Origin of the sequence: Rhizobium sp. P44RR-XXIV, from assembly GCF_001999485.2 — a bacterium.
Taxonomy (GTDB): domain Bacteria; phylum Pseudomonadota; class Alphaproteobacteria; order Rhizobiales; family Rhizobiaceae; genus Rhizobium.
Genome location: NZ_MPVZ02000028.1, coordinates 1,799,782 through 1,820,876 on the forward strand (window position 1 = coordinate 1,799,782; position 21,095 = coordinate 1,820,876).

15 protein-coding genes, 3 pseudogenes and 1 riboswitch are annotated in these 21,095 nt (G+C 60.3%); of the genes and pseudogenes, 7 read left to right on the forward strand and 11 right to left on the reverse strand.

Going from position 1 to position 21,095, the window contains the following annotated elements; translation table 11 throughout:
- Nucleotides 1-9 precede the first annotated feature (9 nt).
- Nucleotides 10-1,788 carry an acyl-CoA dehydrogenase gene (locus BSK43_RS26015; protein ID WP_136687238.1) on the reverse strand — a complete coding sequence of 593 codons (1,779 nt, stop codon included), beginning with the start codon at nt 1,786-1,788 and terminating at the stop codon, nt 10-12.
- 289 nt (nt 1,789-2,077) lie between these two features.
- On the opposite strand from BSK43_RS26015, the gene BSK43_RS26020 reads away from it, so the two are divergent.
- Nucleotides 2,078-3,079, forward strand: a complete 1,002-nt coding sequence (locus BSK43_RS26020; RefSeq protein ID WP_077471308.1) for a CorA family divalent cation transporter — start codon at nt 2,078-2,080, stop codon at nt 3,077-3,079.
- A 62-nt stretch (nt 3,080-3,141) separates the two neighbouring features.
- Here the strand turns inward: BSK43_RS26020 and BSK43_RS26025 are convergent, their stop codons facing one another.
- On the reverse strand, nt 3,142-3,603 hold the full coding sequence (locus BSK43_RS26025) for a BA14K family protein (RefSeq protein WP_077471309.1): 462 nt from the start codon (nt 3,601-3,603) through the stop codon (nt 3,142-3,144).
- A gap of 246 nt (nt 3,604-3,849) precedes the next feature.
- Between BSK43_RS26025 and BSK43_RS26030 the strand changes: the two genes are divergently transcribed.
- A complete protein-coding gene (locus tag BSK43_RS26030; RefSeq protein ID WP_077471310.1) occupies nt 3,850-4,854 on the forward strand; it encodes a glycoside hydrolase family 25 protein in 1,005 nt (334 codons plus the stop codon).
- On the opposite strand, the gene BSK43_RS26035 is transcribed toward BSK43_RS26030, so the two are convergent.
- The 3 genes from BSK43_RS26035 to BSK43_RS26045 form a co-directional block, all read right to left on the reverse strand.
- Entirely contained in the window at nt 4,851-5,933 is a 1,083-nt protein-coding gene (locus tag BSK43_RS26035) for a hybrid-cluster NAD(P)-dependent oxidoreductase (RefSeq protein WP_205910658.1), read from the reverse strand. The two genes, BSK43_RS26030 and BSK43_RS26035, sit on opposite strands and share 4 nt — an antisense overlap.
- Before the next feature lie 8 nt (nt 5,934-5,941).
- A complete protein-coding gene (locus tag BSK43_RS26040) occupies nt 5,942-7,186 on the reverse strand; it encodes an aromatic ring-hydroxylating dioxygenase subunit alpha (RefSeq protein ID WP_077471312.1) in 1,245 nt (414 codons plus the stop codon).
- A gap of 97 nt (nt 7,187-7,283) precedes the next feature.
- A riboswitch (cobalamin riboswitch) is annotated at nt 7,284-7,488 on the reverse strand.
- A 217-nt stretch (nt 7,489-7,705) separates the two neighbouring features.
- Nucleotides 7,706-8,119 carry an ACT domain-containing protein gene (locus tag BSK43_RS26045; protein ID WP_077471313.1) on the reverse strand — a complete coding sequence of 138 codons (414 nt, stop codon included), beginning with the start codon at nt 8,117-8,119 and terminating at the stop codon, nt 7,706-7,708.
- Nucleotides 8,120-8,220: 101 nt separating this feature from the next.
- On the opposite strand from BSK43_RS26045, the gene BSK43_RS26050 reads away from it, so the two are divergent.
- The 3 genes and pseudogenes from BSK43_RS26050 to BSK43_RS26060 all read left to right on the forward strand — a co-directional run bounded on the left by BSK43_RS26050 (nt 8,221) and on the right by BSK43_RS26060 (nt 11,333).
- Entirely contained in the window at nt 8,221-8,838 is a 618-nt protein-coding gene (locus BSK43_RS26050) for a DUF6656 family protein (protein WP_068384818.1), read from the forward strand.
- A gap of 58 nt (nt 8,839-8,896) precedes the next feature.
- Nucleotides 8,897-9,870: pseudogene (locus BSK43_RS26055) on the forward strand (L-threonylcarbamoyladenylate synthase).
- A gap of 36 nt (nt 9,871-9,906) precedes the next feature.
- Nucleotides 9,907-11,333, forward strand: a pseudogene (locus tag BSK43_RS26060) (FAD-binding oxidoreductase).
- A gap of 15 nt (nt 11,334-11,348) precedes the next feature.
- Here the strand turns inward: BSK43_RS26060 and phnF are convergent.
- Nucleotides 11,349-12,083, reverse strand: a complete 735-nt coding sequence (gene phnF / locus BSK43_RS26065) for a phosphonate metabolism transcriptional regulator PhnF (RefSeq protein ID WP_077471315.1) — start codon at nt 12,081-12,083, stop codon at nt 11,349-11,351.
- A gap of 72 nt (nt 12,084-12,155) precedes the next feature.
- Here phnF and BSK43_RS26070 point away from each other — a divergent pair, with 72 nt between their 5' ends.
- A complete protein-coding gene (locus tag BSK43_RS26070; RefSeq protein ID WP_077471316.1) occupies nt 12,156-12,707 on the forward strand; it encodes an MOSC domain-containing protein in 552 nt (183 codons plus the stop codon).
- Between the two features lie 285 nt (nt 12,708-12,992).
- On the opposite strand, the pseudogene BSK43_RS35820 reads toward BSK43_RS26070, so the two are convergent.
- The 3 genes and pseudogenes from BSK43_RS35820 to BSK43_RS26080 all read right to left on the reverse strand — a co-directional run.
- Nucleotides 12,993-14,543 (reverse strand): annotated as a pseudogene (locus BSK43_RS35820) (DNA translocase FtsK); the annotation flags it as partial.
- 1 nt (nt 14,544) lies between these two features.
- Nucleotides 14,545-15,966 (reverse strand): hypothetical protein, encoded by a 1,422-nt coding sequence (locus tag BSK43_RS35825; RefSeq protein WP_246662674.1) that lies wholly within the window; start codon nt 15,964-15,966, stop codon nt 14,545-14,547.
- Nucleotides 15,967-16,183: 217 nt separating this feature from the next.
- On the reverse strand, nt 16,184-18,691 hold the full coding sequence (locus tag BSK43_RS26080) for a DUF1217 domain-containing protein (RefSeq protein WP_077471318.1): 2,508 nt from the start codon (nt 18,689-18,691) through the stop codon (nt 16,184-16,186).
- A 316-nt stretch (nt 18,692-19,007) separates the two neighbouring features.
- Here BSK43_RS26080 and BSK43_RS26085 point away from each other — a divergent pair, with 316 nt between their 5' ends.
- Nucleotides 19,008-19,574 (forward strand): DUF6101 family protein, encoded by a 567-nt coding sequence (locus BSK43_RS26085; protein ID WP_068384801.1) that lies wholly within the window; start codon nt 19,008-19,010, stop codon nt 19,572-19,574.
- Between the two features lie 68 nt (nt 19,575-19,642).
- Here BSK43_RS26085 and BSK43_RS26090 read toward each other — a convergent pair whose 3' ends face one another.
- Entirely contained in the window at nt 19,643-20,098 is a 456-nt protein-coding gene (locus tag BSK43_RS26090; RefSeq protein ID WP_077471319.1) for a GNAT family N-acetyltransferase, read from the reverse strand.
- 22 nt (nt 20,099-20,120) lie between these two features.
- Nucleotides 20,121-21,083: a 4-hydroxybenzoate octaprenyltransferase gene (ubiA, locus tag BSK43_RS26095; RefSeq protein ID WP_077471320.1), complete on the reverse strand. Its 963-nt coding sequence runs from the start codon at nt 21,081-21,083 to the stop codon at nt 20,121-20,123.
- Nucleotides 21,084-21,095 lie beyond the last annotated feature (12 nt).

A 21,095-nucleotide genomic window follows, 5' to 3' on the forward strand; every position in this document is an offset into this window, starting at 1 on the left:
GGATTTTCCTCAGGCAAGGGCGACGCGGGCGGCTTCAAGGCTGGAGGCGCCGGAAGTCACGCGATCAGAGAGAGCAGCGGTTTCGGCCAGCAGGTTTTCTGCAGCAAAGCGGCAGAGCGCGATGCGCTTGCCTCCCTCGCCATCCCCTGCATTGGCAAGGCCTCCCTTGGCCAGATACGAGCTGGTCAGCACCAGGCCGAAGAGCCGCTGGTAAGGGGTAGCGCCTGCAAGCGCTTCCGCGACAGCACCTTCCGCCTGTTTCGTCAGGAGCCATTCACTTGTCTTTTCCAGGTCGGCAATGGCCGCCCGCAGCCGCGGCGCGGTCTCTCCGAAGCCATCGAGATTGGATTTGGCGACGGCGTCAGCGATCTCGCGCAGCTCAGCGATGAAGCCGCGCACATGGTCCCCATTGGCGATGGTCAGCTTGCGCGTCACGAGGTCGATCGCCTGGATGCCGTTGGTGCCTTCATAGATCGGGGCGATGCGGGCGTCGCGCAACAACCGCGCCGCACCCGTCTCCTCGATGAAGCCCATGCCGCCATGGACCTGAATGCCCAGCGAAGCGACATCGACGCCGGCATCGGTGGAAAAGGATTTGGCAATCGGCGTCAGTAGTGCTGCGCGCTCCTGCCAATATTTAGCCTTCTGCGCATCGCGATGCGACATGTCGATCGCCTCGGCGCAAGCGTAGCAGATGGCGCGAGATCCCTGCGTCAGCGCCTTCATGGTGAGAAGCGTGCGCGCGACATCGGGATGCTCGATGATCGGGCTCATGCCTGCCGCTTTCGTTCCCGGCGCGCGGCCCTGTGTGCGCTCCCGTGCATAGGCGATGGCCTTCTGGGTCGCCGCTTCCGCGATCGCCACGCCTTGAATGCCGACGGCGAGACGGGCATTGTTCATCATGGTGAACATGCAGGCGAGGCCCTTGTTCTCCTCGCCGACCAGCCAGGCGATGGCACCTTTTTCAGTGCCATGTTTGCCGTCACCGCAGATCATCGTGCAGGTCGGTGAGCCGTGAATGCCGAGCTTGTGCTCCAAAGAATGGGCGAAATAATCGTTACGGGCGCCAAGCGAGCCATCATCGTTCACCAGGAATTTCGGCACGAGGAACAGCGAGATGCCCCGCGTGCCGGCCGGCGCGTCCGGAAGACGGGCCAGCACCAGATGGATGATGTTTTCCGCCGCCTCGTGATCGCCCCAGGTGATGAAGATTTTCTGGCCAAAGAGGCGATAGGTGCCATCGTCCCGACGCTCCGCACGCGTGCGCAAGGCTCCGACGTCGGAACCGGCATGCGGCTCGGTCAGGTTCATGGTGCCAGACCATTCGCCGGAGATGAGCTTTGCCAGATATTTCTTCTTGAGGTCATCGCTGCCGTGCGCGTTCAGCGCCTCGACCGCGCCCATTGTCAGCGTCGGGGCGAGACCAAAGGCCATCGAAGCGGAATTCCACATTTCCAGCGTCGCGATATTGAGCATATGCGGCAGGCCCTGCCCGCCGAATTCCTCCGGCGCGGTCAGCCCGTTCCAGCCGCCGGCGATCCAGTCGCGATAGAGCTTTTCCCATCCGTCGGGAAGAACCACCTTGCCGTCGACCAGCTTCGCGCCCTGCCGGTCGCCATTTTCGGCAAGTGGCTCCATCTCATCGCCGGCAAAACGCCCGGCCTCCGATAGAATGGCATCGAGGACATCGGCGCTGAGATCGCCGAGAATGCCCTCCTCCATCGCCCGATCCATGCCGGCGACGTATTTCAGCGTGAATGCGATTTCCTCGACAGGCGCTTTGTACATGGTGATTTCCTCCGCGTCGGTGCTGCCGATTACCCGCCTCACCCGGATCATCGGCCCTATGTGGATAGAGCTAGTTTATTTTTACGTAAACGTCAATTTTCACTGAGGCATTCCGCAGGGCGATTTCCACTCAATCGTGAACCGGAACGGCAGTTCGCGTCACGCGCGCCACACGTCGTCAATAACGGCGCCGGCATGTGCGATTATTCCACCGACATGCAGCCTTGCATAAACAATCGTCATGAACGAAGACTAAGGCAACTGTTCTGACAAAGCGAATGATGCGGCCATGAACACGATAACGTCAGCCACCACCATACCCGGCTTTGTCTGGGCCTATCGTCTTCGTCCAGGCGCGGACAAGGCGGAGCGGCTCCCCGACGATGCGGATCGCACCACGCTCTTTGACGGAGACGGCTTCCTCTGGCTGCATCTCAATCTCGTCGACGCCCGCGTTCCAGCCTTCCTGGAGGACGCGCCGGGGCTGAACGACGCGGCGCGCATAGCGCTGACGACGCACGAGACCCACGCGACGATCACCGTCGACGACCAGATGCTTTTCGGCACCCTTGTCGATTTTCAGCGCGATTTCGCTCACAACACCCATGACATCGGCTGGCTGCATTTCGCCGTGACTGACCGCGTGCTCATCACCAGCCGGCTGCAGCCGCTTCGCAGCGTGGACCGGGGACGCGTGCTGATCGAAAAGAATGCTGCACGGTTTTCATGCCCTGTGGATATTTTCGAAGCGCTGGTTGTCGAGTTCCAGCGCACCCTGATCTCCGTCGTCATCGAGATCAGCGAAGAGCTGAACGGCATCGAGGATTTCATCCACGGCAATAGCTCGCGTGACGAGCGCACGCAGCTTCCGCCCATCCGACGGACGATCGTGCGGCTGCACCGCCATCTGCGCACCGTCCTCTCCCTGATGCGGCATGCGGCCGCCTCAGACGACGAGGAAATGCCGCTTGGATTCGAGGACATTGCGGGACGTCTGACGGGACGCCTCGAGGCAGTCGAACACGATGTCTACGCGCTGCAGGAGCGCGCCAGGCTGCTGCATGAAGAAATCGACTCGAAGCTTGCCTCCGAGATCAATCGCCATCTCTACATCCTCTCGATCATGACGGCGTTCCTGCTGCCGCCGACGCTGGTGACCGGCTTCTTCGGCATGAATACATCGAGCCTGCCCCTTTCGGGCGGCTCAAGCGGTACGGGATACGCGATCGGCTTTATTATCGCATCCATGCTGCTGGCATGGTGGCTGCTCAAGCGGGTCAACATTCTCTGACGCCGGCACAAAAAAGCCGCCCGGATAACGGGCGGCTGTGTCGATGATTTTTGGCGTGTCGCTCAATAATAGGGCGAGTAGCACTGACGGCGCGGGCCCTGGTTGGGCTGGAACGTGTTGTCGTAAGCCCGATAGGAACGATAACGATCAGAGCACCATTCGACGTGGCGCGGATTGATGCCGCCGGACGGAGGCGGGGCCGCATAGTAGCGAGGCTGGCTGGCAATCGCCCCGCCGATCAGCGCGCCGGCACCGAAGGCGGCCAGCGGGAACCAGTAGCCATCATGGTAACGATAGCCATGGCGATAACCCGAATAGCCGCGATAGCCGCCATACCAGCCGCGGCGATAATAGCCGCCGTGATAGCCCCGCCATTGAACCTGCTCGACATTGCCAAGCGTGGATTTCTCCACAGGTGCGATCGGCGCAGCAGGCATCTGAATGGCAAAGGACGGCGTGAAGCTCGTCAGGGTGACAGCGGCCGAAATAGCGATGGTCGCAATTCTCGCACGGAAACCAAGCATTCTTATCTCCATTCGCTGGTTTGTCTTGTGCTCAAGCGTATAGCGTTTGATGTCGGGCATGCTTCTTTCGCAGGATTAAGCGCCCTGCTTCGCAGCATGTCCGAATAGACAACAAGAAACGCGGCAACACCTTATTCTGTTCCTTAAATCCCTACCAATTTAAGGAGTTATGCGAGGGCTCCACGATGAATGTATAGTGAACCGATCCTTAACCCAAGATTAACCAGCAATCCTTACTATTATTTCATGAAAGGGTCCCGGCACAGTCACAGCCTGATTTGCAGCTTCCTGACCGTACTGGCCCTGTTGGGGCCGGCCACGAAGCCTTCGGCCGGCGAAAACCAGCCTTGGACGGATCCACAAAACGCCCTCATCGTCGACGCCTATGAACTGAATACCATCGACTGGACCGCGTTCCTGCAGGACAAGCGGATCGCCGCTTTCATCTCCAAGGCGTCCGACGGTCTGCCCGAGAGTTTCAGTTGTACGGGCGACCATGCCGGTGACACCTTCGCTCACTGCAAGACCATGTGGCGCAAATATGCCGTCACGCGCGAACTCTATCAGACCCGCCGGATGCTGGCGAAAACGAATGGCCTGTTATGGGGCGCCTATCATCTGGGGCGACCGGGCAATCCGATCGATCAGGCCAATCATTTTCTCGATTATGCCGATCCACAGCCGGACGAGCTGATGGTGCTCGACATTGACGGCATGGATCCCACGCGTTTCATGTCGCTTGATGATGCGCAGGTCTTTGTCGCACACATCAAGGTCAGGACCGGACGTTATCCGATCCTCTACGTCAATCACAACACCGCGCGCTATATCGCCGATCACCGCGATATCTATCCGCTGCTGTCGCGGCTACCGCTCTGGTACGCGCGCTACAAGCCGGATCTGAAGGGCACCTTCCCGCTTGGCAACTGGGATAATTACGCCATCTGGCAGTTTGCCTCATCGGACAATTGTTCCGACAAGAGCTGCCCCTACCGCGTTCCCGGCACATTGACGGATATCGACGTCAATGTGGTGCCGATGACCAGCATACAGCTCGCCAAGATCTGGCCACAGGGCGAGTTGCTGCCCGCGAAACCGCTGCCTGCGCCCGACCTGACGATCGCTCAGGGACCGACCTGCAGCGGGCCGCTACAGACGCTTGTCTCGCTGATGGTCGATCCGGTCGTCACGGCCTCTACCAGCCGATCCGCGCCGGTGGAGATCAATGAACTGAATTACCAGGATTATTAGGCTTCGACCTGAACATCCGTCTTCGGGCGCGAGCAGCAGGCCAGGATATAGCCTTCCTCGATCTCGTCATCGAGGATGCCGCCATTGTGGCTCATCTCGACCTCGCCCGAAAGCTTCATGACACGACAGGTGCCGCAGAGACCCGATTCGCAGGCAGCGCCGATCCGCACGCCGGCGCCGCGCGCGGCCTGAAGCACGGTTTGCCCGGCCGCACAAACCACGTCCTTGCCGGCCATGGTGAAGCGGATCGTGGTCGCAGCGTCCGTTGAGGCATCGTCGGTAACTTCAGCAAGCGGCGTCGCCGCATTTGCCGGCTGGAAGCTTTCCTGATGGTAGCGCTTCATGTCGAAGCCGTGCGCTTCCAACATGGAACGGACGGCATCCATGAAGACTTCCGGGCCGCAGCAGAAGATCGTGCGATCCATGAAATCAGGCGCCAGCAGGCCGATCTTGGCCTTGTCGATGCGGCCCTTCAGCCCCGACCAGAGATCGGTGCGGCCACAGCCCTCGACGATCAGGCCGAGATTGAGGTTCGGCATGAAGCGGGCGAGATATTCCAGCTCCGAGCGGAAGATGATGTCAGTCGGGCTGCGCGAGCAATTGACGAAAGTGATGTCGGACAATGGCGCGGTGTCGGCCATGTAACGGGTCATGGCCATCATCGGCGTCACGCCGGAACCGGCGGAGACGAAGAGGTATTTATCGCCGGGATGGCGGACGTGCGTGAAATCGCCGAGAGGACCGAAAGCCTTGATGCGCATGCCCGGCTTGAGGTTCTCGAACATCCAGCGCGTGCCGATGCTGTCCTTCTGCGCCTTGACCGTCACCGCGACCGAGAAGGGCCGCGATGGCGTCGAGGACAGCGTATAGGTGCGCATGACCGGCTCCGGCGCCGTCGGCAGCTCCAGCGTCACGAACTGGCCCGGCAGATAGCGGAACCAGTTGTCCTTGTCGGACCGGAATGTGAAGGTCATCACATCGGGCGCTTCGGGCGTGACGGAGAGGCATTCGAGCAGATGCTGCCTGTCGCTCCAGGGCTGCATCTGATCGAGGTGTCGATGGCTAAGGGAGACGGTCATGTTCATACTCAGGCAACCGCCGACAGCTTGGCCTGATCGCCCTGCAGCCGGTTGATCATGAAATTCGAATACCATTCGACGAACTGCATGACGCCGCCCTCGTGGAGTTCCGAGTAAGGACCGGGCTCATAGGCCGGCGAGTGAATGCCGAAAGCATTTTCCTCGACGATGCGGCGATCCTGGTCGTTGGTCTCGGTCCAGACGTGGGTCAGTTCCTCGAGATCGTAATCGACGCCTTCGACGGCATCCTTGTGCACCAGCCATTTGGTGGTGACTGCGGTCTCCTCGGCATTGAGCGGAAGGACGCGGAAGGAAATCGCGTGGTCGCCAAGCAGGTGGTTCCATGTCGTCGGGTAGTGGAACAGCAGCATGGTGCCGATGCCGTTGATCGTCACATCGGGCGAGAGCGGCCGCTTGACGGCGTTCTGGCCGGACATGGTGTAGCTTTCGGCCCCTTCGATGAGCGGCATGCGGGCGGCGCGGAACTGGCCATCAGGCGAGATCTTGAATTCGCTCGGCAGGCCGGCGGCTTCGCAGCGCTCCCAATGAGCGGTGATCACCGGATCGCTCATCGCCCCCTGCACGCCGCTGACCGTCGGCGCTTCCGAAAACGTGCGGCAGAGTTCGGGATGGTTGGCAGCGCAGTGGTAGCACTCGCGATTGTTTTCCCAGACGAGCTTCCAGTTGCCCTTTTCGATAATGGTGCTCTGGAAGGCGACCTTGGCCTCACTCATGCGATGCGGCGCCATATAGGGCTCGATCGTGGCGCGGACGGGCGCGAAGTCCGGAGCGTTCTTTGCCAGGCAGATGAAGATGTAGCCGGCGACGCTTTCGCAGTGAACCGGCTTCAGCGAATACTGGGTCTTGTCGAAGTCCTCGGCCATCTGACGGGCGAACAGCAGCGAGCCGTCCAGCTCGTAGGTCCACTGGTGATAAGGGCAGACAAGCTTTGCCGACGAGCCGCGCTCTGTCGTGCAGACGCGCGAGCCGCGATGGCGACAGCTGTTGTGGAAGGCGCGGATGACCTGATCGCGACCACGGACGATGACGACAGGATAATCGCCGATCTGGACGGTGAAATAATTGCCCGCGCGCGGCACTTCGCAGTCATGGCCGATGAACAGCCAGTCGCGATAGTAGATCATTTCCATATCGAGCTTGAAGTAATCCTGATCGATATAGAAAGGCTGCTCGAGGCTGAAGCCCTCGCGGCGGTTCTTCAATTGCCGCAAAACATTGCTGCTGATATCCATTTGCCTATCCTTGCGCGTTACCGGGAAACGGACGAAGGACATGCAAGGCCGTTTGGGAGCGGCCTGAAGCAATGTCCCGACCGCCCGCCGCGGTCAGTAAACCGAATTTCCCCAAGGCTGGTTTCCGGGCTCTGGAGCGGTCCTGTTTCCAGAACCCCATGGCACCTTCCCAGGTCGGCCGACCCAGTGGCTTTATTCGCCATGCCTCACTCCACCACCGTTGCGGGGGCAGCGCCGGATTTTGACCGGCTTCCCAATTCTCCGTCTCCCTAGCAGACGGCACCTTGAGATTGATAACATCATAACTCTCGGCCCCGTCAGCCGCTGCGCTACAATGCGACATCGGCTTCGAAATTGGCGACAGATGAAACGGAACAGCAAGACGGTCGTAGGGAGAGGCAATATAGGAAGGCAATTCAATCTCTTATCGATTATCGGCAGACATGTAGATCGTCGCTACTTTGCCTCCTCTTGATGACGCTTTATCCTGATTGCGACAATGCGGTTGATCTCCGATAATCAAGGGGTCGCTTGCGCCGCCGAAAGTGCCTGCAGCGCCGCCATTGCACGGTCAGCATCAGCAGCCGGAACGAAGATATGGTCGTGGTAATAGGCCGCGACGACATTGGCGCTGATGCCCGCATTTCCCAAGGCTGTAGCGAACGCCGCGGTGAGGCCGATAGCCTCCAGCGAGGAATGGACATCGAGCGTGATCATGCGCATTGCGGGCGCAATCGGAAACCCGGTCTGCCGCGCGGCCTCCAGCGGCAGGATCAGGGTCACGCCCTCCCCTTCCCGGAAAAAACCGATCGGCTCCAGATGAATATGATCGGCCAATGTCGACGATGGAACGGTGCAATAGACGAACTCGCCCTCGACGAGATTCGGTTTCATGCCGGAAAGCAGCAGATTGAGATCGGTAATTCCGGACATATGTTTTGGCCTCCTCGGGGATTTGCAACCAGCGCCGTTAAGCCCGGCTCAAGCAAGACTAGCTATCATGCAGTCTCCAGACCTCTATAGCGAGACCCGGCATGGCCAAACTCAGATATTTCGACGCTGGGAAGCCCGCCGACCCCGAGCCGATACCGGCGGTATCGACAACGGGGCATAGCGAATTCCTGCGCACCGGTCGCATCAACCGCGACAGGCCACATTGGCTTGCCGAAGAGCGGCGATACATGACCCACCAGGAGGTCGCCGAGCAGACCGCGCAGAAGCTGCGGAATGCCGGGGAAATGACCCATGACCGGCTCAACGGCTTTCATAAGTCTATTCGTTTTCCGAAGCTCATCTTTCATCACACGCTGAAGGACACGCCGCATCTCGGCTATTGCCACGTAACAGCGGCGCGCACGCAATTCGCTCGATATGAAGAGGTGAACTGGGCCTTCTACATCGCGAACTTCTTTGCCCGCATCGGCCAGGAAGAGAATTTCTTCGAGGATATCAGCCTGAAATATTCGCGGATGTATTTCGCCGTCGCCATCCATCCGGGCAAGGAGGCGGAAGACAAGAAGCTGACGATCAATCGCGACATTCGCGGCAACGGCGTGCTGTTCCACACGCACGATCCGCAGATCGCCGTCCGTAACGTCCTCTTGCTCGGCGCCCGCAACGAACAGCTTCGCGACATCATTCGCCAGCTTTGATCATTGATCCGAAAACTCGAAAAGCATAAGAACGGCCTGAACTGCAAACGGGCAGGCCATGGCACGACACATAGACATTCTCGAACATCCGCAAACGGCGATAGATGTCGCCTCGGCAACGCTTGCCGAAGGTCTGCCGATCGGGTTGCCAACGGAGACGGTCTACGGCCTTGCAGCCGATGCCACCAACCCGGCTGCCATCACCCGGATCTACGAAACCAAGGGACGGCCGCGCTTCAACCCGCTCATCTGCCATATGAGCGATCTCGCCATGGCCGAACGGTATGCGATCTTCGATCCCATCTCCCGCAAGTTGGCGGAAGCATTCTGGCCAGGCCCGCTGACGCTGGTGCTGCCGCTCAGGCCCGACAGCGGCATCCATCCGCTGGCGACGGCCGGACTCGACACGGTCGGCATCCGCGTGCCGCAGGGCTTTGCCGGCGAGCTGATCCGTGCCTTCGGGCGCCCTCTTGCCGCGCCGAGCGCCAATACGTCGGGCAAGATCAGCGCCACCAGCGCCGACCATGTCGATGACGATCTCGGCGAGCGGATCACGCTGATCCTCGATGCCGGCGCTCCGTCGTCGGTGTCGAGTCGACCATCGTCAAGGTCGAAGACGGCGAATTGCGGCTGTTGCGGCCGGGCGGATTGGCCGCCCGTGAGATCGAGCGGGTCGCGGGCAAGGCGCTGAAGCGCAAGAAGAAGGCATCGGCCGCCATCGAAGCCCCCGGCATGCTGGCGTCGCATTATGCCCCCGGCGCGGCCGTGCGGCTCGACGCGACGGAGGTTGCGGCCGGTGAAACACTGATCCGCTTCGGGACGCCTGACATTGCCGGGATCGAAAGCGCCATTGCCGTGCTCGACCTGAGCGCCACAGGCGATCTTTCCGAGGCCGCGGCAAACCTCTTCGACTTCATGAAGCGCGCCGACGCCACAGGTGCTGCAACGATCGCCTTTTCCCATATTCCGGACGAGGGCCTCGGCGAGGCCATCAACGACCGGCTGCGCCGTGCGGCAGCACCCAGAGATTAAAAATCGGCCCGACACTCTATCGGCAAAGGATACGCCATGAGCTCTGCCCCCTCTTCAGCCCTTCTCGACCGCTTCGCTGCGATCGTCGGAGACAAGCATGCGTCGCGGGACCCCGCAGAGATCGCACCGCATCTGGTCGAGAACCGTGGGCTCTACCACGGCGCTTCGCCGATGCTGCTGAAGCCCGCGTCCGTGGAGGAGGTGTCGGCAATCCTCAAGCTTGCCAGCGAGACCGGCACGGCCATCGTGCCGCAGACAGGCAATACCGGCCTTGTCGGCGGTCAGACACCGCGCGAAGGCGGCTCCGACATCATCCTGTCGCTGGAACGCATGAACCGGGTCCGCGATATCGATCCGGTCGGCAATACCATGATCGTCGATGGCGGCTGCATTCTGGCGGATGTGCACAAGGCTGCGGCTGAGCATGGCCGCATGTTCCCTCTGTCTCTCGGCTCGGAAGGCTCCTGCCGCATCGCCGGCAATCTCTCCACCAATGCCGGCGGCACGGCGGTTCTCGCCTATGGCAATATGCGCCAGCTCTGCCTGGGGCTCGAAGTGGTACTGCCCACAGGCGAGATCTGGAATGGATTGCGCCGCCTGAAGAAGGACAATACCGGCTACGATCTGCGCGATCTCTTCATCGGCGCCGAAGGCACGCTTGGCGTCATCACCGGGGCAGTGCTGAAGCTCTTCCCGCAGCCGCTCGGCCATCAGGTCGCCTTTGCCGGGCTACAGTCGGTCGATGATGCGCTGACCCTGTTCAAGAACGCCTCCGGCCTCTGCGGCACGGCGCTGACCGGCTTCGAGCTGATGCCGCGCCTTGGCGTCGAATTCACCGAGCGCCATATCCCGGTGTGCGCGATCCGCTGGAAACAGTGCATCCCTGGTATGTGCTGATCGATATCTCGACCTCGGATTCGGCCGAAACCGCAGAGCGGATGATGATGACGCTGCTGGAACAAGGCTACGAGGCCGGCCTGATCCAGGATGCGACCATTGCCAGCTCTGAAGCGCAGCAGAAGGCGATCTGGCACATGCGCGAGAGCATGTCGGACGCGCAGAAGCCGGAAGGCGGCTCGATCAAGCACGATGTTTCCGTTCCTGTCGCGCAGGTGCCGCAATTCATGGCCGAGGCCGAGACGGCTGTTATGGCCGCCCTGCCCGGCGCGCGCATCTGCGCCTTCGGCCATATGGGCGACGGCAATATCCACTACAACATCTCGCAGCCGGTCGGCGCCGACAAGGACGAGTTCATCGGCCGTTGGCATGAGATGAACAAGATCGTGCATGGACTGGTGTTGCAGCACGGCGGCTCGATCTCAGCCGAGCACGGCATCGGCCAGCTAAAGCGCGACGAACTGGCTTCCATCCGCTCGGATATCGAGATGGACCTGATGCGCCGGATCAAGACGGCGTTTGACCCGGCGGGGATCATGAACCCGGGGAAGGTTCTCAAGGCCTGAGTTCAATCGACGGCCTTAAACGGTCACCACGACCCGCTCCGAGGCAAAGCAGCCGATCTGGCGCGAAATGATCGTGCCATCGGCATCGATGTCTTCGCCGGCATAGGCGAGAACCGGCGTCAGGCGCGATTGCTGCAGGAGGCGTGCCTCGACCTCCGTCGGCATCCGCGCCGTGATGTCGGTGGAGCGGCGCCAATAGTCCGTCACACCGTAATCCTTCAGCGCCGCCGTGAACGAGCCGAATGCAGCGAACTTCTCCGCCAACCCGGGAAAACGCGCAGCCGAACAAATGCGCAGGACCACGGAGACGGGAAGTTCGTCGGCGTAGGCAACCACACACATTTCCAGCACCATTTCGCCCGGCTGCAGATCGAGCCTCGCCTCGATATCGGCACTGGCTGGAATTTCCCTGGTCGAGAAAACCTTGCGGGTGAGATTTGCGTCCCTCGCGGTCAGGTCCTTGCCGAACCGCACCTTGTCGCCCAGCTGGAAGCGAACGGGCATGTCGGCGCGCACATAGGCGCCGCTACCACGCGCGACGCGCAGGAGCCCCTCACCCTCCAGCTCGGCAATTGCGCGCCGCATCGTCACCCGTGAGACACCAAACTGTTCCGACAGGGCACGCTCGCTCGGCAGCCGGGTGCCCGGCGCATGCTTGCCCTTGTCGATGGCGCTCCGCAATTCATCAGCTACGGTCGCCCAGCCAGCCCCCGCTTTTACGCCTTTGCCCTGCCGATTTTTCTCGTCCATCACAATACTGTCGCCTTGAAATTGGTATATACCAATTTATAAAGATCTGGATCGTTTATGGAAGGGTTCGGCATGGGCGGCAAGCGCATATATGTGACATCGGTCAGCAGCAGCGGCGTGCACGGGTTCAGCAAGCAGACGAAGGATCACATTCGACTGCTGACGGGGCTCGGTGTCGAAGGTGACGCGCATATGGGGGTCACGGTAAAGCACCGTTCTCGCGTCGCGGTCGATCCGACGCAACCCAATCTGCGCCAGGTGCACATCATCCACGAAGAGCTGTTCGCCGAACTCACCGAGAAAGGGTTTTCCGTTGCTCCGGGCGACATGGGTGAAAACATCGTGACCAGAGGGCTCGATCTGCTTTCCCTGCCCCAGGGCACACGCCTGCATATCGGCGACGACGCGATCGTCGAGGTAACCGGCCTACGCAACCCTTGCAAGCAGATCGACGATTTCCAGAAGGGCTTGCTACATGCGGTGCTCGACAAGGATGCGGATGGCGGTTTGGTCCGCAAGGCCGGCATCATGGGCATTGTCTCAAAGGGCGGCCGGGTGCAGCCTGACGACACCGTCCGGGTCGAGTTGCCGCCCTTGCCGCATGTGAAGCTCGAGCGCGTCTGATGCGCTCCGTTTGAAGAGAAGTCAGCTTCGAGTATGCCGAGCGTCTGATACCCCCCTCTGTCCCTTTCGGGACATCTCCCCCACATGGGGGGAGATTGTTGGGAGTATGCTGCCAGACGTCGCTAAGTTATCACACTTTAGTTTCTGCGGGTGAGATGCTTGTTTGAGGCGAGTACGCGCTGCGGGTTACCAATCTCCCCCCTTGTGGGGGAGATGGCACGACAGTGACAGAGGGGGGTGCGCACTCTCCGCGGCGACCGCGGCTAGCGTCAACCCCCTGCTATATCAGTCGAAATCTTCCTGGCTCGCATTGCCGCCGCCATTGCGGTTGCCGGTGATGATCTCGCGCTTGCCGACATGGTTGGCCGGACCGACAAGACCGTCTTTTTCCATGCGTTCGACGAGCGAGGCTGCACGGTTGTAGCCGATGCCAAGGCGGCGCTGGATGTAGGAGGTCGAGCACTTCTTGTCGCGCATGACCACCTTGATCGCCTGTTCGTAGAGATCGTCGCCGTCTTCAGAAGCAATCGCGCCCTTGTCGAAGACTGCGGTGTCTTCTTCCTCGTCTTCCTCGTCCTCGTCGGCGGTGACCGTGTCGAGATATTCCGGACGGCCCTGCAGCTTCAGGTGCGCGACGACCTTTTCGACTTCTTCGTCCGAAACGAACGGCCCGTGGACGCGGGAGATACGACCACCACCGGCCATATGCAGCATGTCGCCCTGGCCGAGGAGCTGTTCAGCACCCTGTTCGCCGAGAATGGTGCGGCTGTCGATCTTCGACGTCACCTGGAAGGAAATGCGCGTCGGGAAGTTCGCCTTGATCGTGCCGGTGATGACGTCAACGGAGGGACGCTGCGTTGCCATGATCAGGTGGATACCGGCGGCACGCGCCATCTGGGCCAGACGCTGGATCGCGCCTTCGATTTCCTTGCCAGCAACCATCATCAGGTCGGCCATTTCGTCGACGATGACGACGATATAGGGCATCGGCGTCAGATCCATTTCCTGGCTTTCCTCGATCGGGGCACCTGTGCCCTTGTCGAAGCCGGTCTGGACCATGACGTGGATCGTCTCGCCCTTTTCCTTGGCGGAGGCAACGCGGCTGTTGTAGCCGTCGATATTGCGCACGCCGAGGCGCGACATCTTCCTGTAGCGATCCTCCATTTCGCGCACCGCCCATTTCAGCGCCATGACGGCCTTCTTCGGATCGGTGACGACGGGGGTCAGGAGGTGCGGGATGCCATCGTAAACCGACAGCTCCAGCATCTTCGGATCGACCATGATCAGGCGGCACTGTTCCGGCGTCATGCGATAGAGCAGCGACAGGATCATCGTGTTGATAGCGACCGACTTGCCCGAGCCGGTGGTGCCGGCGACCAGCAGATGCGGCATCTTTGCGAGTTCGGCGATGACGGGCTCGCCACCGATCGTCTTGCCGAGGCCGAGCGCCAGCTTGTAGCCGCTCTTTTCGAAATCCGGAGATTCGATCATCTCGCGGAAATAAACGGTCTCGCGGGTCACGTTCGGCAATTCGATACCGATGACGTTGCGGCCGGGAACGACAGCGACACGTGCCGAGAGCGCCGACATGGAGCGAGCGATATCATCGGCGAGATTGATGACACGCGAGGATTTGACGCCGGGGGCCGGTTCGAATTCATAAAGCGTGACGACCGGGCCGGGGCGGACATGGATGATCTCGCCCTTGACGCCGAAATCCTCGAGCACGCTTTCCAACAAGCCGGCATTCTGCTCCAGCGTTTCCTGGGTCATGATCACGCCGGAGCGGACGGCCGGCTCCTGCAGCAACTCGCGCGGCGGAAGCTCATATTCTCCTTCACCGCTGCTGGCGATCGGGCGCCATTCGGGCGGTGTCAGGGATGCGGGCCTGCGCGGCGAGATCCGCGATGGCGGCGCATCGATCAGGCGCCTGCGCGGCGGCTTCGACGGCCGGAACGATCGGCGTTGCCTTGGCGACCGGCTCGACGGGTGCGGATGCCGCGACCTTGGCCGGCATCGGCGCCACGACCACCACCGGTGCCAGAAGGGTTTTGGCAGGTGTTGCAGCTTCAGCGCCATAGACGGCGGTCACGAAGGCTGGCGGTACGAATACGTCAGGCGCGGCCACGGCTTGCGGCTCGGCAACGACCGGTGCGGCAACCTCTGGCGCCGCCTGCTCTGCGACGGATGCCACAACCGTGGCCTCCCATGCGGCAAGTTCGTCCATGACCGGCGTGTTGACGGTGGCTGGCGAGAGGCCGGCAACTGCGTCAACAGACACAGGGGCTTCGACCAAAGCGGGCGCTTCGACAATCGGCAGGGTCTCGGCAATGACAGCGGTCCGGCGGCATTCGACGATGCGGAACTTCGCGACGATCGATTCGGCTTCGACCTCAAGCTGGGGAATCATCACCGGCTGGCCTGGCATGCCCCGGATGGCGGATACGAATTCGCCGTCGAAGGGCATCGCATCCCAGAAGGCGAAATCGGAAAGATGGCTAAGACGCGACTCGACCACAGGCGCGGCAACGGATTCGGAAACACTCGACGAAACTGGGGAAGCGTCCAGCGCAATCGCCGGAGCCTTCGAAAATGCGGTAGCGATAACGGTCATCTCCAATGCGTCCGGCGCGGTCGCCGGAAATTTCTGAATTACCGAGGGTATGTAGCTCTCCACCGCGAAGGGCATGTCCTCCAGCAGCGGCAGATGAAACTCGGCAGGCTCTGTTGGCTGCGGCGCAGCGGGGGTGGCTGGAGCCTCGATGACAGGCGGTTCCATCACCCGCATCGCGGCGTGCGCGGCGACGGGCGGCACGATCACGACGGTAGGTTCGGCGGGCGGGCGGCGGCTGATGATTTCGTTTTCCCGCGTGCGGGTGAAGCGAACGTTCGGCCCCATTAAAAAGGCGTTCTGCCAGCCGGGCGTGGCAAGATCCTCGGCGGAAATTCCCTGCGGCAGCACGGGCATGACCGGAGCACCCTCTGCAGGCTTTGCCTGCAGGGCTTCGACAACCGGTTTCGGCGCGGCGGCAGTGCGCTGCCTCACTTCTTCGGCACGCCGCAATTCCTCGGCGCGGCGGTGCTCTTCCGCCTTGCGCTTGGCTTCGCGGGCGTTGCGAATCTTCTCTTCCAGGAACGCGCGGCGGGCAGCGATCTGCTCGGCACGGCGTGCCTCTTCGGCTGCCTGCTCCGGGTCGAATTCGCCCTCGGGCTGGACGCCTTGTGACGCATTTGAAAATGTCGTTCGGGGATGACGCATAAGACCTGCAACCCAGTCATTGATATTGCCGATGGCTACTCAATCGAATAGGGCAAGGATGGTTAATAAGTTCCTTCCTATCCCCCCTGAAAGCTCTCATTTCGCCCTCACTGTGTTAGCCGAACAACATCGGAAATCCCGATGAAAGAGGCGCGCAGCAACAGCTTTGCCGCGCGGAAACGCGGCAAAGAGACAGGCCATATTTTTTAATGTTAGGCTACCTCGACGAGGAGAGCTGCGCGATCGAAAGCAGCGTGTCGGCGCTGATGCCGGCGCCGGAAGAACCACCCGTCAGAATAGACAGGGCCGGCGACGTCGATGAGGTCGTATTGTTCTGCATATCGTACAGCGCCGAGAATCGCTGCAGCAGCGTATTGACCTTGGTTGGATCCTGGAGATCGCTGACGTTGACGAACTTTTCCAGCATCTGCGCCTGCGTATCGACGTCCATCGACGACATTGAGCTTGGCAGATTGTAGGTCGTCGTGATCACCTGATAGAGCGCCGCATCGCCCATGATGTCGTAAACCGAATTGATATCCGGCGCCTTGCGCTGAAAGTAGAGGGCCAGGCGTACGCCGGGATTGGTATCGCCTTGCTGGTCCTCCAGCGTCTGGTGCAGGTAGAGATCATTCGTCTGGGACAATGCGCCGGCATTTTGCGCCGTTCCAAGCTTGCTATCCGTCAGATTGCCGCTGGTATCGAAATTGAAGGCCTCGACGATGCTCTTGAACTTGGCGCCGTCGGTGGTGTTGACGAAGCTCTTCGGATCGGACGGGTCGGAAGCGAAAGCCTTCTTTAGGGTCGCCGTATCGACCGTTTTCGGATCAATGCCGTTGGCGGTGAGGACGAAATTGGTGAGCTTGCTGTCCGCCAGCAGATCCGTGACGCTGTTCACCTTGACGATGTTGGTCGCGAAATAGGTGCCGGCGTCCTTGGCATCGCTGGTGGCCTTGGTCAGTTGGGCGCCCGTCAAGCCGGCGGTGCTGCGGCTGGAATATTCGGAGATGTAGCCGTTGATCTGCGTTTGCGACAGGGATTGGACCGGAGCCTTCAGATTGCCCGAGCTGTCGAAGTTGAAAGCCTTGACCAGTGCGGTAAAGCGGGAATCCTTGAGCGAGCTGACATAGCTCTTCGGATCATAGGGGTCGCTTTCGAGCATCTTCGTCAGTTGCGACTTGGTGACCTCGTTCGTGCCGATGCCATAGGCGCGCAACGCCATCTGGTAGATCTCGGGCATGCTGTCATTGGTGGTGTCGCTATCGGCGGTGTTGCTCGTGAAGAAATCCTTGATGGTCTTCACGTCGGCAAGGCGGTTCTTGTAGTTGGTGACCGCATCGGTCGTCAGGCTCGACTGTGACGTCTGATAATTCTTCATATAGGCAGTCGAGGCTGCGGTGATCTCACTCTGGGACTGCGCCGTCGCGCCGGATGCAAGCGTGCCGTCCGACTGGAAGTTGAACGCCGCGACGACATCCGTCAGGCCGAAGATCGAGGCGGTCGTCGCATCTCCGAAGGCGTTCTTGAAAACGACGGCAGGCGTGGTCGGGTCGATGCCATAGGCCGTCTTGATGTAATTGAAGAGGCGCGTGTCCGATGTCAGCTGGTCAACAGAGGTGATCGAGCCGATATGATCCTTGTAATACAGGTCATTGTCGGCCGCGCCGACGCTCGTGACGAATGAGGGTACGGTCGAATTATAAGCGCTCATCACATCGGCCTGCTGGCCGAGGGTCTGCGGTCCACCGGGATAATTTGTAGTGTAGGCCGCCGTCGTGGCACTTATCTGATCCGATGTCTGCGCCTGCGAGCCGGAGGCGACCGTTCCGTCGCTCTTGAAGTTGAATTGGGCCATGACACTGGTCAGGCCGTTCGAACTCGCAGCACTTGCATCCATGGCCGACGCATTGAACTGGTCCGCAGTGATGTAGGACGGGATATTGAAAGCAGTTCTGACGTACTGAAACAGCCGTGCATTGGATGTCAGCTGATCGACCGAGGTGATCGAGCCGATATTGGCCTGATAGTAGGCCGTATCGCTATCCGGCGTCGACGTCTTGACCGTGCCGTCCGCATTGAAATTGAATTCCGCCACCAGAGCCTTGTCGGCCGCGCCGCCATTCTGATTGACGAAGCTGTTGGGGTCGCTGAGATCGCTCGTCAGCATCTGCTTCAGGATCGAATTCGATACATCCGTCGGATCGATGCCGTAGGCTTGCAGCACGTAGTTCTTCAGCCTGCTATTGCCGAGCAGGTCATCGACCGTCTTCACGGAGCTGATGTTCTGGCTGTAATAGCTGGTTTCGGTGGCGGCGGACGTCTCTTCATTCGTAAACGACTGCTGATAAAGCCCGATCAGATCGTCTTCCTGCGTGCTGGATTGCGCCGTATTCGTACTGCCAGTGCCGAAATTGAACGCGGCGGCGAATTCCTTGTAGCGCGGATCCGTCAGCTGATTCGCAAAACTGGTGGAGTCGCTGAGGTCGCTCGTCAGCACCTGTTTCATAAAGGCCTTGGCATAGGTCATGTCGGAGAGCCCGTAGGCCTCCATGGCATAACTGTATAGCTGATAGTTATTCACGAAGTCGTCGGCGTTGGTTACTTTGCCTATATTGGCATTGTAATAGTCGATCTGGCGCTTGTTTTGCGCCTGCGACGCCACCTGATTGAGCGAGGTCGCCATATCTCTGGTTGCGATCGTATAACCAAGATAGGTGGAAATCATCAGCAGAATCCCAATAGATCTCTAATAAAGGGGCGAATCTAGCGGTGATTGTTACATACAAACCTTACCCGAGACTTACACACACTCACCTTATACGTGCACTATATTGGGGCAGCCGCCCTGCCGTGTGTTCACCTTATGGAAACCCTGATGCATTCGACTTTGCTAACCATTTGAGGACGCAAAGTTTTCTTAACCTCGATTTTTAAGCTGTCCGGAAGAGACGGCGCCTAATCTGCCCAACAACGAGAGGACAGAAGTTCTCCGAGAGAAGGCCGGGAAACGGGCTCTCAGGTAAAGCAAGGGTAGAAAATCGATGACAAATACCGTCCTAAAGCCCGATTGGGCTGGAACCACACTGCGACTTGATCCGACGCGCTTTCCTCAACAGGTCAGCTACGCCATGCGCGGTGCCGATGGAGACGTCACCATCACGATCGACGAGCGTGGAGCGGTGCTGCGCAAGATCCTGCCATCCAGCGGGCTGCCACTCTCCGTTGCTCTGCCGAAGCGCGCCTTCATGGGTGTTGCCGCACGGGCCATCGACCATGGAGACGGCGAAGTCACCGTCACGCTGGAACTGCATCACTCCGATCCGGATCTCTGCATCCCCCTCTTGGTTGCTCACGACCTCAGCGACATCGCTGCCGACTGGCGTTCCTGGTCTGAAGCCTTCCGCATCCCGATGCTGATGATCGAAGCCGACGGCGTTGCCCGCCCGCTGGAAGAACATCTGGGCGGCGTCCGGTCGCAGGACAGCCAGCCGCGTCGGCGCCACTCCTATTTCGCCGATCGCCGCCCGCGCTTCCTGGTGCGCCGCTCGACTGGCAAGCTCGGTATCAAGATGAAGATCGAAGGCCGCGAGATCATCGCAAGGCACTGAGCCGCGCCCGATCAGAAGAATACTGCCAACCGTCGGCCGTGGGATCATCAATCCCGCGGCCGAAATCTTTAGGAGGCCAAGGATCGTTTCATGACGATCGTCCGCTCATCTCCATGGTAGCGCTCCTCGACGGCTTCAAAACCGAGCTTCGCGTAAAAGCCCTGTGCCGTGATGGACGATGGCACGGAGAGGACTGCGATGCCATTGGCTCTGGCCGCACCTTCTATTTCAGCCATGAGCTTCAGACCGACACGTTGTTTCTGCGCCGAAGGCGATACGAATACGGTGCGAACCACAGCGCCATCGAGACTGGCGGTGCCGACCACCGTCGCGCCTTGGACTGCCACGAAAACCACTCGGGATGCCAGAAGCCGGAGCACGGCCGCGGGACTGAAGTTTTCGGCAACGCGGGCAATGATTTTGGGAGAGTAGTCTCCGGCATTGGTTTCGCGAAGGGCAGCGATAATCACGCGGCTGATTGCTTCAGCATCCCCTTCGCGAGCCGCGCGGATTTTGCAAACCACGACAATCCCTCAATAGGTGTAACTACGGGACAAGAAACAGAAACGACAGAAAGAGGCCGGCGAAGATGATCAGGCCGACCCGGTTGTTCGATTTAAACAGGGCGAGGCACTGTTCGCCGTCATTGATGTCAAGCACGGCGATCTGATAGGCGAACATGCCGCCGGCAACGATCAGGCCGACATAGGAAATCCAGCCTGCACCGGCCAGGGCAAAGGCGATCAGCATCAAAAGCAGCGCCGCGCCATAAAGGCCGATCAGCCAGAGCCGCGTCTGATCCCCGAAGAGCCGGGCGGTCGAGCGCACGCCGATCAACTCGTCATCTTCCTTGTCCTGATGCGCATAGATGGTGTCGTAGCCGATCGTCCAGAGGATGGCGGCTGCGTAAAGGATGATCGGGGCAAGGGACAGGCTGCCGAAGAGACCGGCCCAACCCATGAGAGCGCCCCAGGAAAATGCAAGGCCGAGGAAGAATTGCGGCCAATCGGTAAAGCGCTTGGCAAAGGGATAAAGCGTGACGATGGCCAGCGACAGCACGCCGAGAATGACCGCGAACCAATTGAATTGCAGCAGCACCAGCAAGCCGACCAAAGCCTGTAGCGCGATGAAGACCTTGGCTTGACTGCGCGTCACGCGGCCTGACGGCAGCGGGCGCGAGCGGGTACGTGCCACCGACATGTCGATCTTGTGATCGACCAGATCATTATAGGTGCAGCCGGCGCCCCGCATGGCGACGGCGCCGATGAAATAAAGGAAGAGATGATAGACCACCACAAGGCCTGGTGAACCATGCCCCGTGGACGCCGAGGCATTGGCGGCAAGTGCTACCGACCAGAAGCACGGCCACATCAAAAGCTGCCAGCCGATCGGCCTGTCCCAGCGCGCGAGCTGCGCATAGGGCCACAGTGCCGGGGGCAGAACGCGGTACACCCAGTTGCCGGATGGCGCGTCAGCGACGCGCCCGTTGATGTCGCCTGTCTTTTGCATAGGCAACTAGTA

Excerpts from the sequence above, each read along its gene's own strand:
- BSK43_RS26015 (WP_136687238.1), bottom strand. The coding sequence starts at position 1,788 with ATGTACAAAGCGCCTGTCGAGGAAATCGCATTCACGCTGAAATACGTC.
- BSK43_RS26020 (WP_077471308.1), top strand. The coding sequence starts at position 2,078 with ATGAACACGATAACGTCAGCCACCACCATACCCGGCTTTGTCTGGGCC.
- BSK43_RS26025 (WP_077471309.1), bottom strand. The coding sequence starts at position 3,603 with ATGCTTGGTTTCCGTGCGAGAATTGCGACCATCGCTATTTCGGCCGCT.
- BSK43_RS26030 (WP_077471310.1), top strand. The coding sequence starts at position 3,850 with ATGAAAGGGTCCCGGCACAGTCACAGCCTGATTTGCAGCTTCCTGACC.
- BSK43_RS26035 (WP_205910658.1), bottom strand. The coding sequence starts at position 5,933 with ATGACCGTCTCCCTTAGCCATCGACACCTCGATCAGATGCAGCCCTGG.
- BSK43_RS26040 (WP_077471312.1), bottom strand. The coding sequence starts at position 7,186 with ATGGATATCAGCAGCAATGTTTTGCGGCAATTGAAGAACCGCCGCGAG.
- BSK43_RS26045 (WP_077471313.1), bottom strand. The coding sequence starts at position 8,119 with ATGTCCGGAATTACCGATCTCAATCTGCTGCTTTCCGGCATGAAACCG.
- BSK43_RS26050 (WP_068384818.1), top strand. The coding sequence starts at position 8,221 with ATGGCCAAACTCAGATATTTCGACGCTGGGAAGCCCGCCGACCCCGAG.
- phnF (WP_077471315.1), bottom strand. The coding sequence starts at position 12,083 with ATGGACGAGAAAAATCGGCAGGGCAAAGGCGTAAAAGCGGGGGCTGGC.
- BSK43_RS26070 (WP_077471316.1), top strand. The coding sequence starts at position 12,156 with ATGGGCGGCAAGCGCATATATGTGACATCGGTCAGCAGCAGCGGCGTG.
- BSK43_RS35825 (WP_246662674.1), bottom strand. The coding sequence starts at position 15,966 with ATGCGTCATCCCCGAACGACATTTTCAAATGCGTCACAAGGCGTCCAG.
- BSK43_RS26080 (WP_077471318.1), bottom strand. The coding sequence starts at position 18,691 with ATGATTTCCACCTATCTTGGTTATACGATCGCAACCAGAGATATGGCG.
- BSK43_RS26085 (WP_068384801.1), top strand. The coding sequence starts at position 19,008 with ATGACAAATACCGTCCTAAAGCCCGATTGGGCTGGAACCACACTGCGA.
- ubiA (WP_077471320.1), bottom strand. The coding sequence starts at position 21,083 with ATGCAAAAGACAGGCGACATCAACGGGCGCGTCGCTGACGCGCCATCC.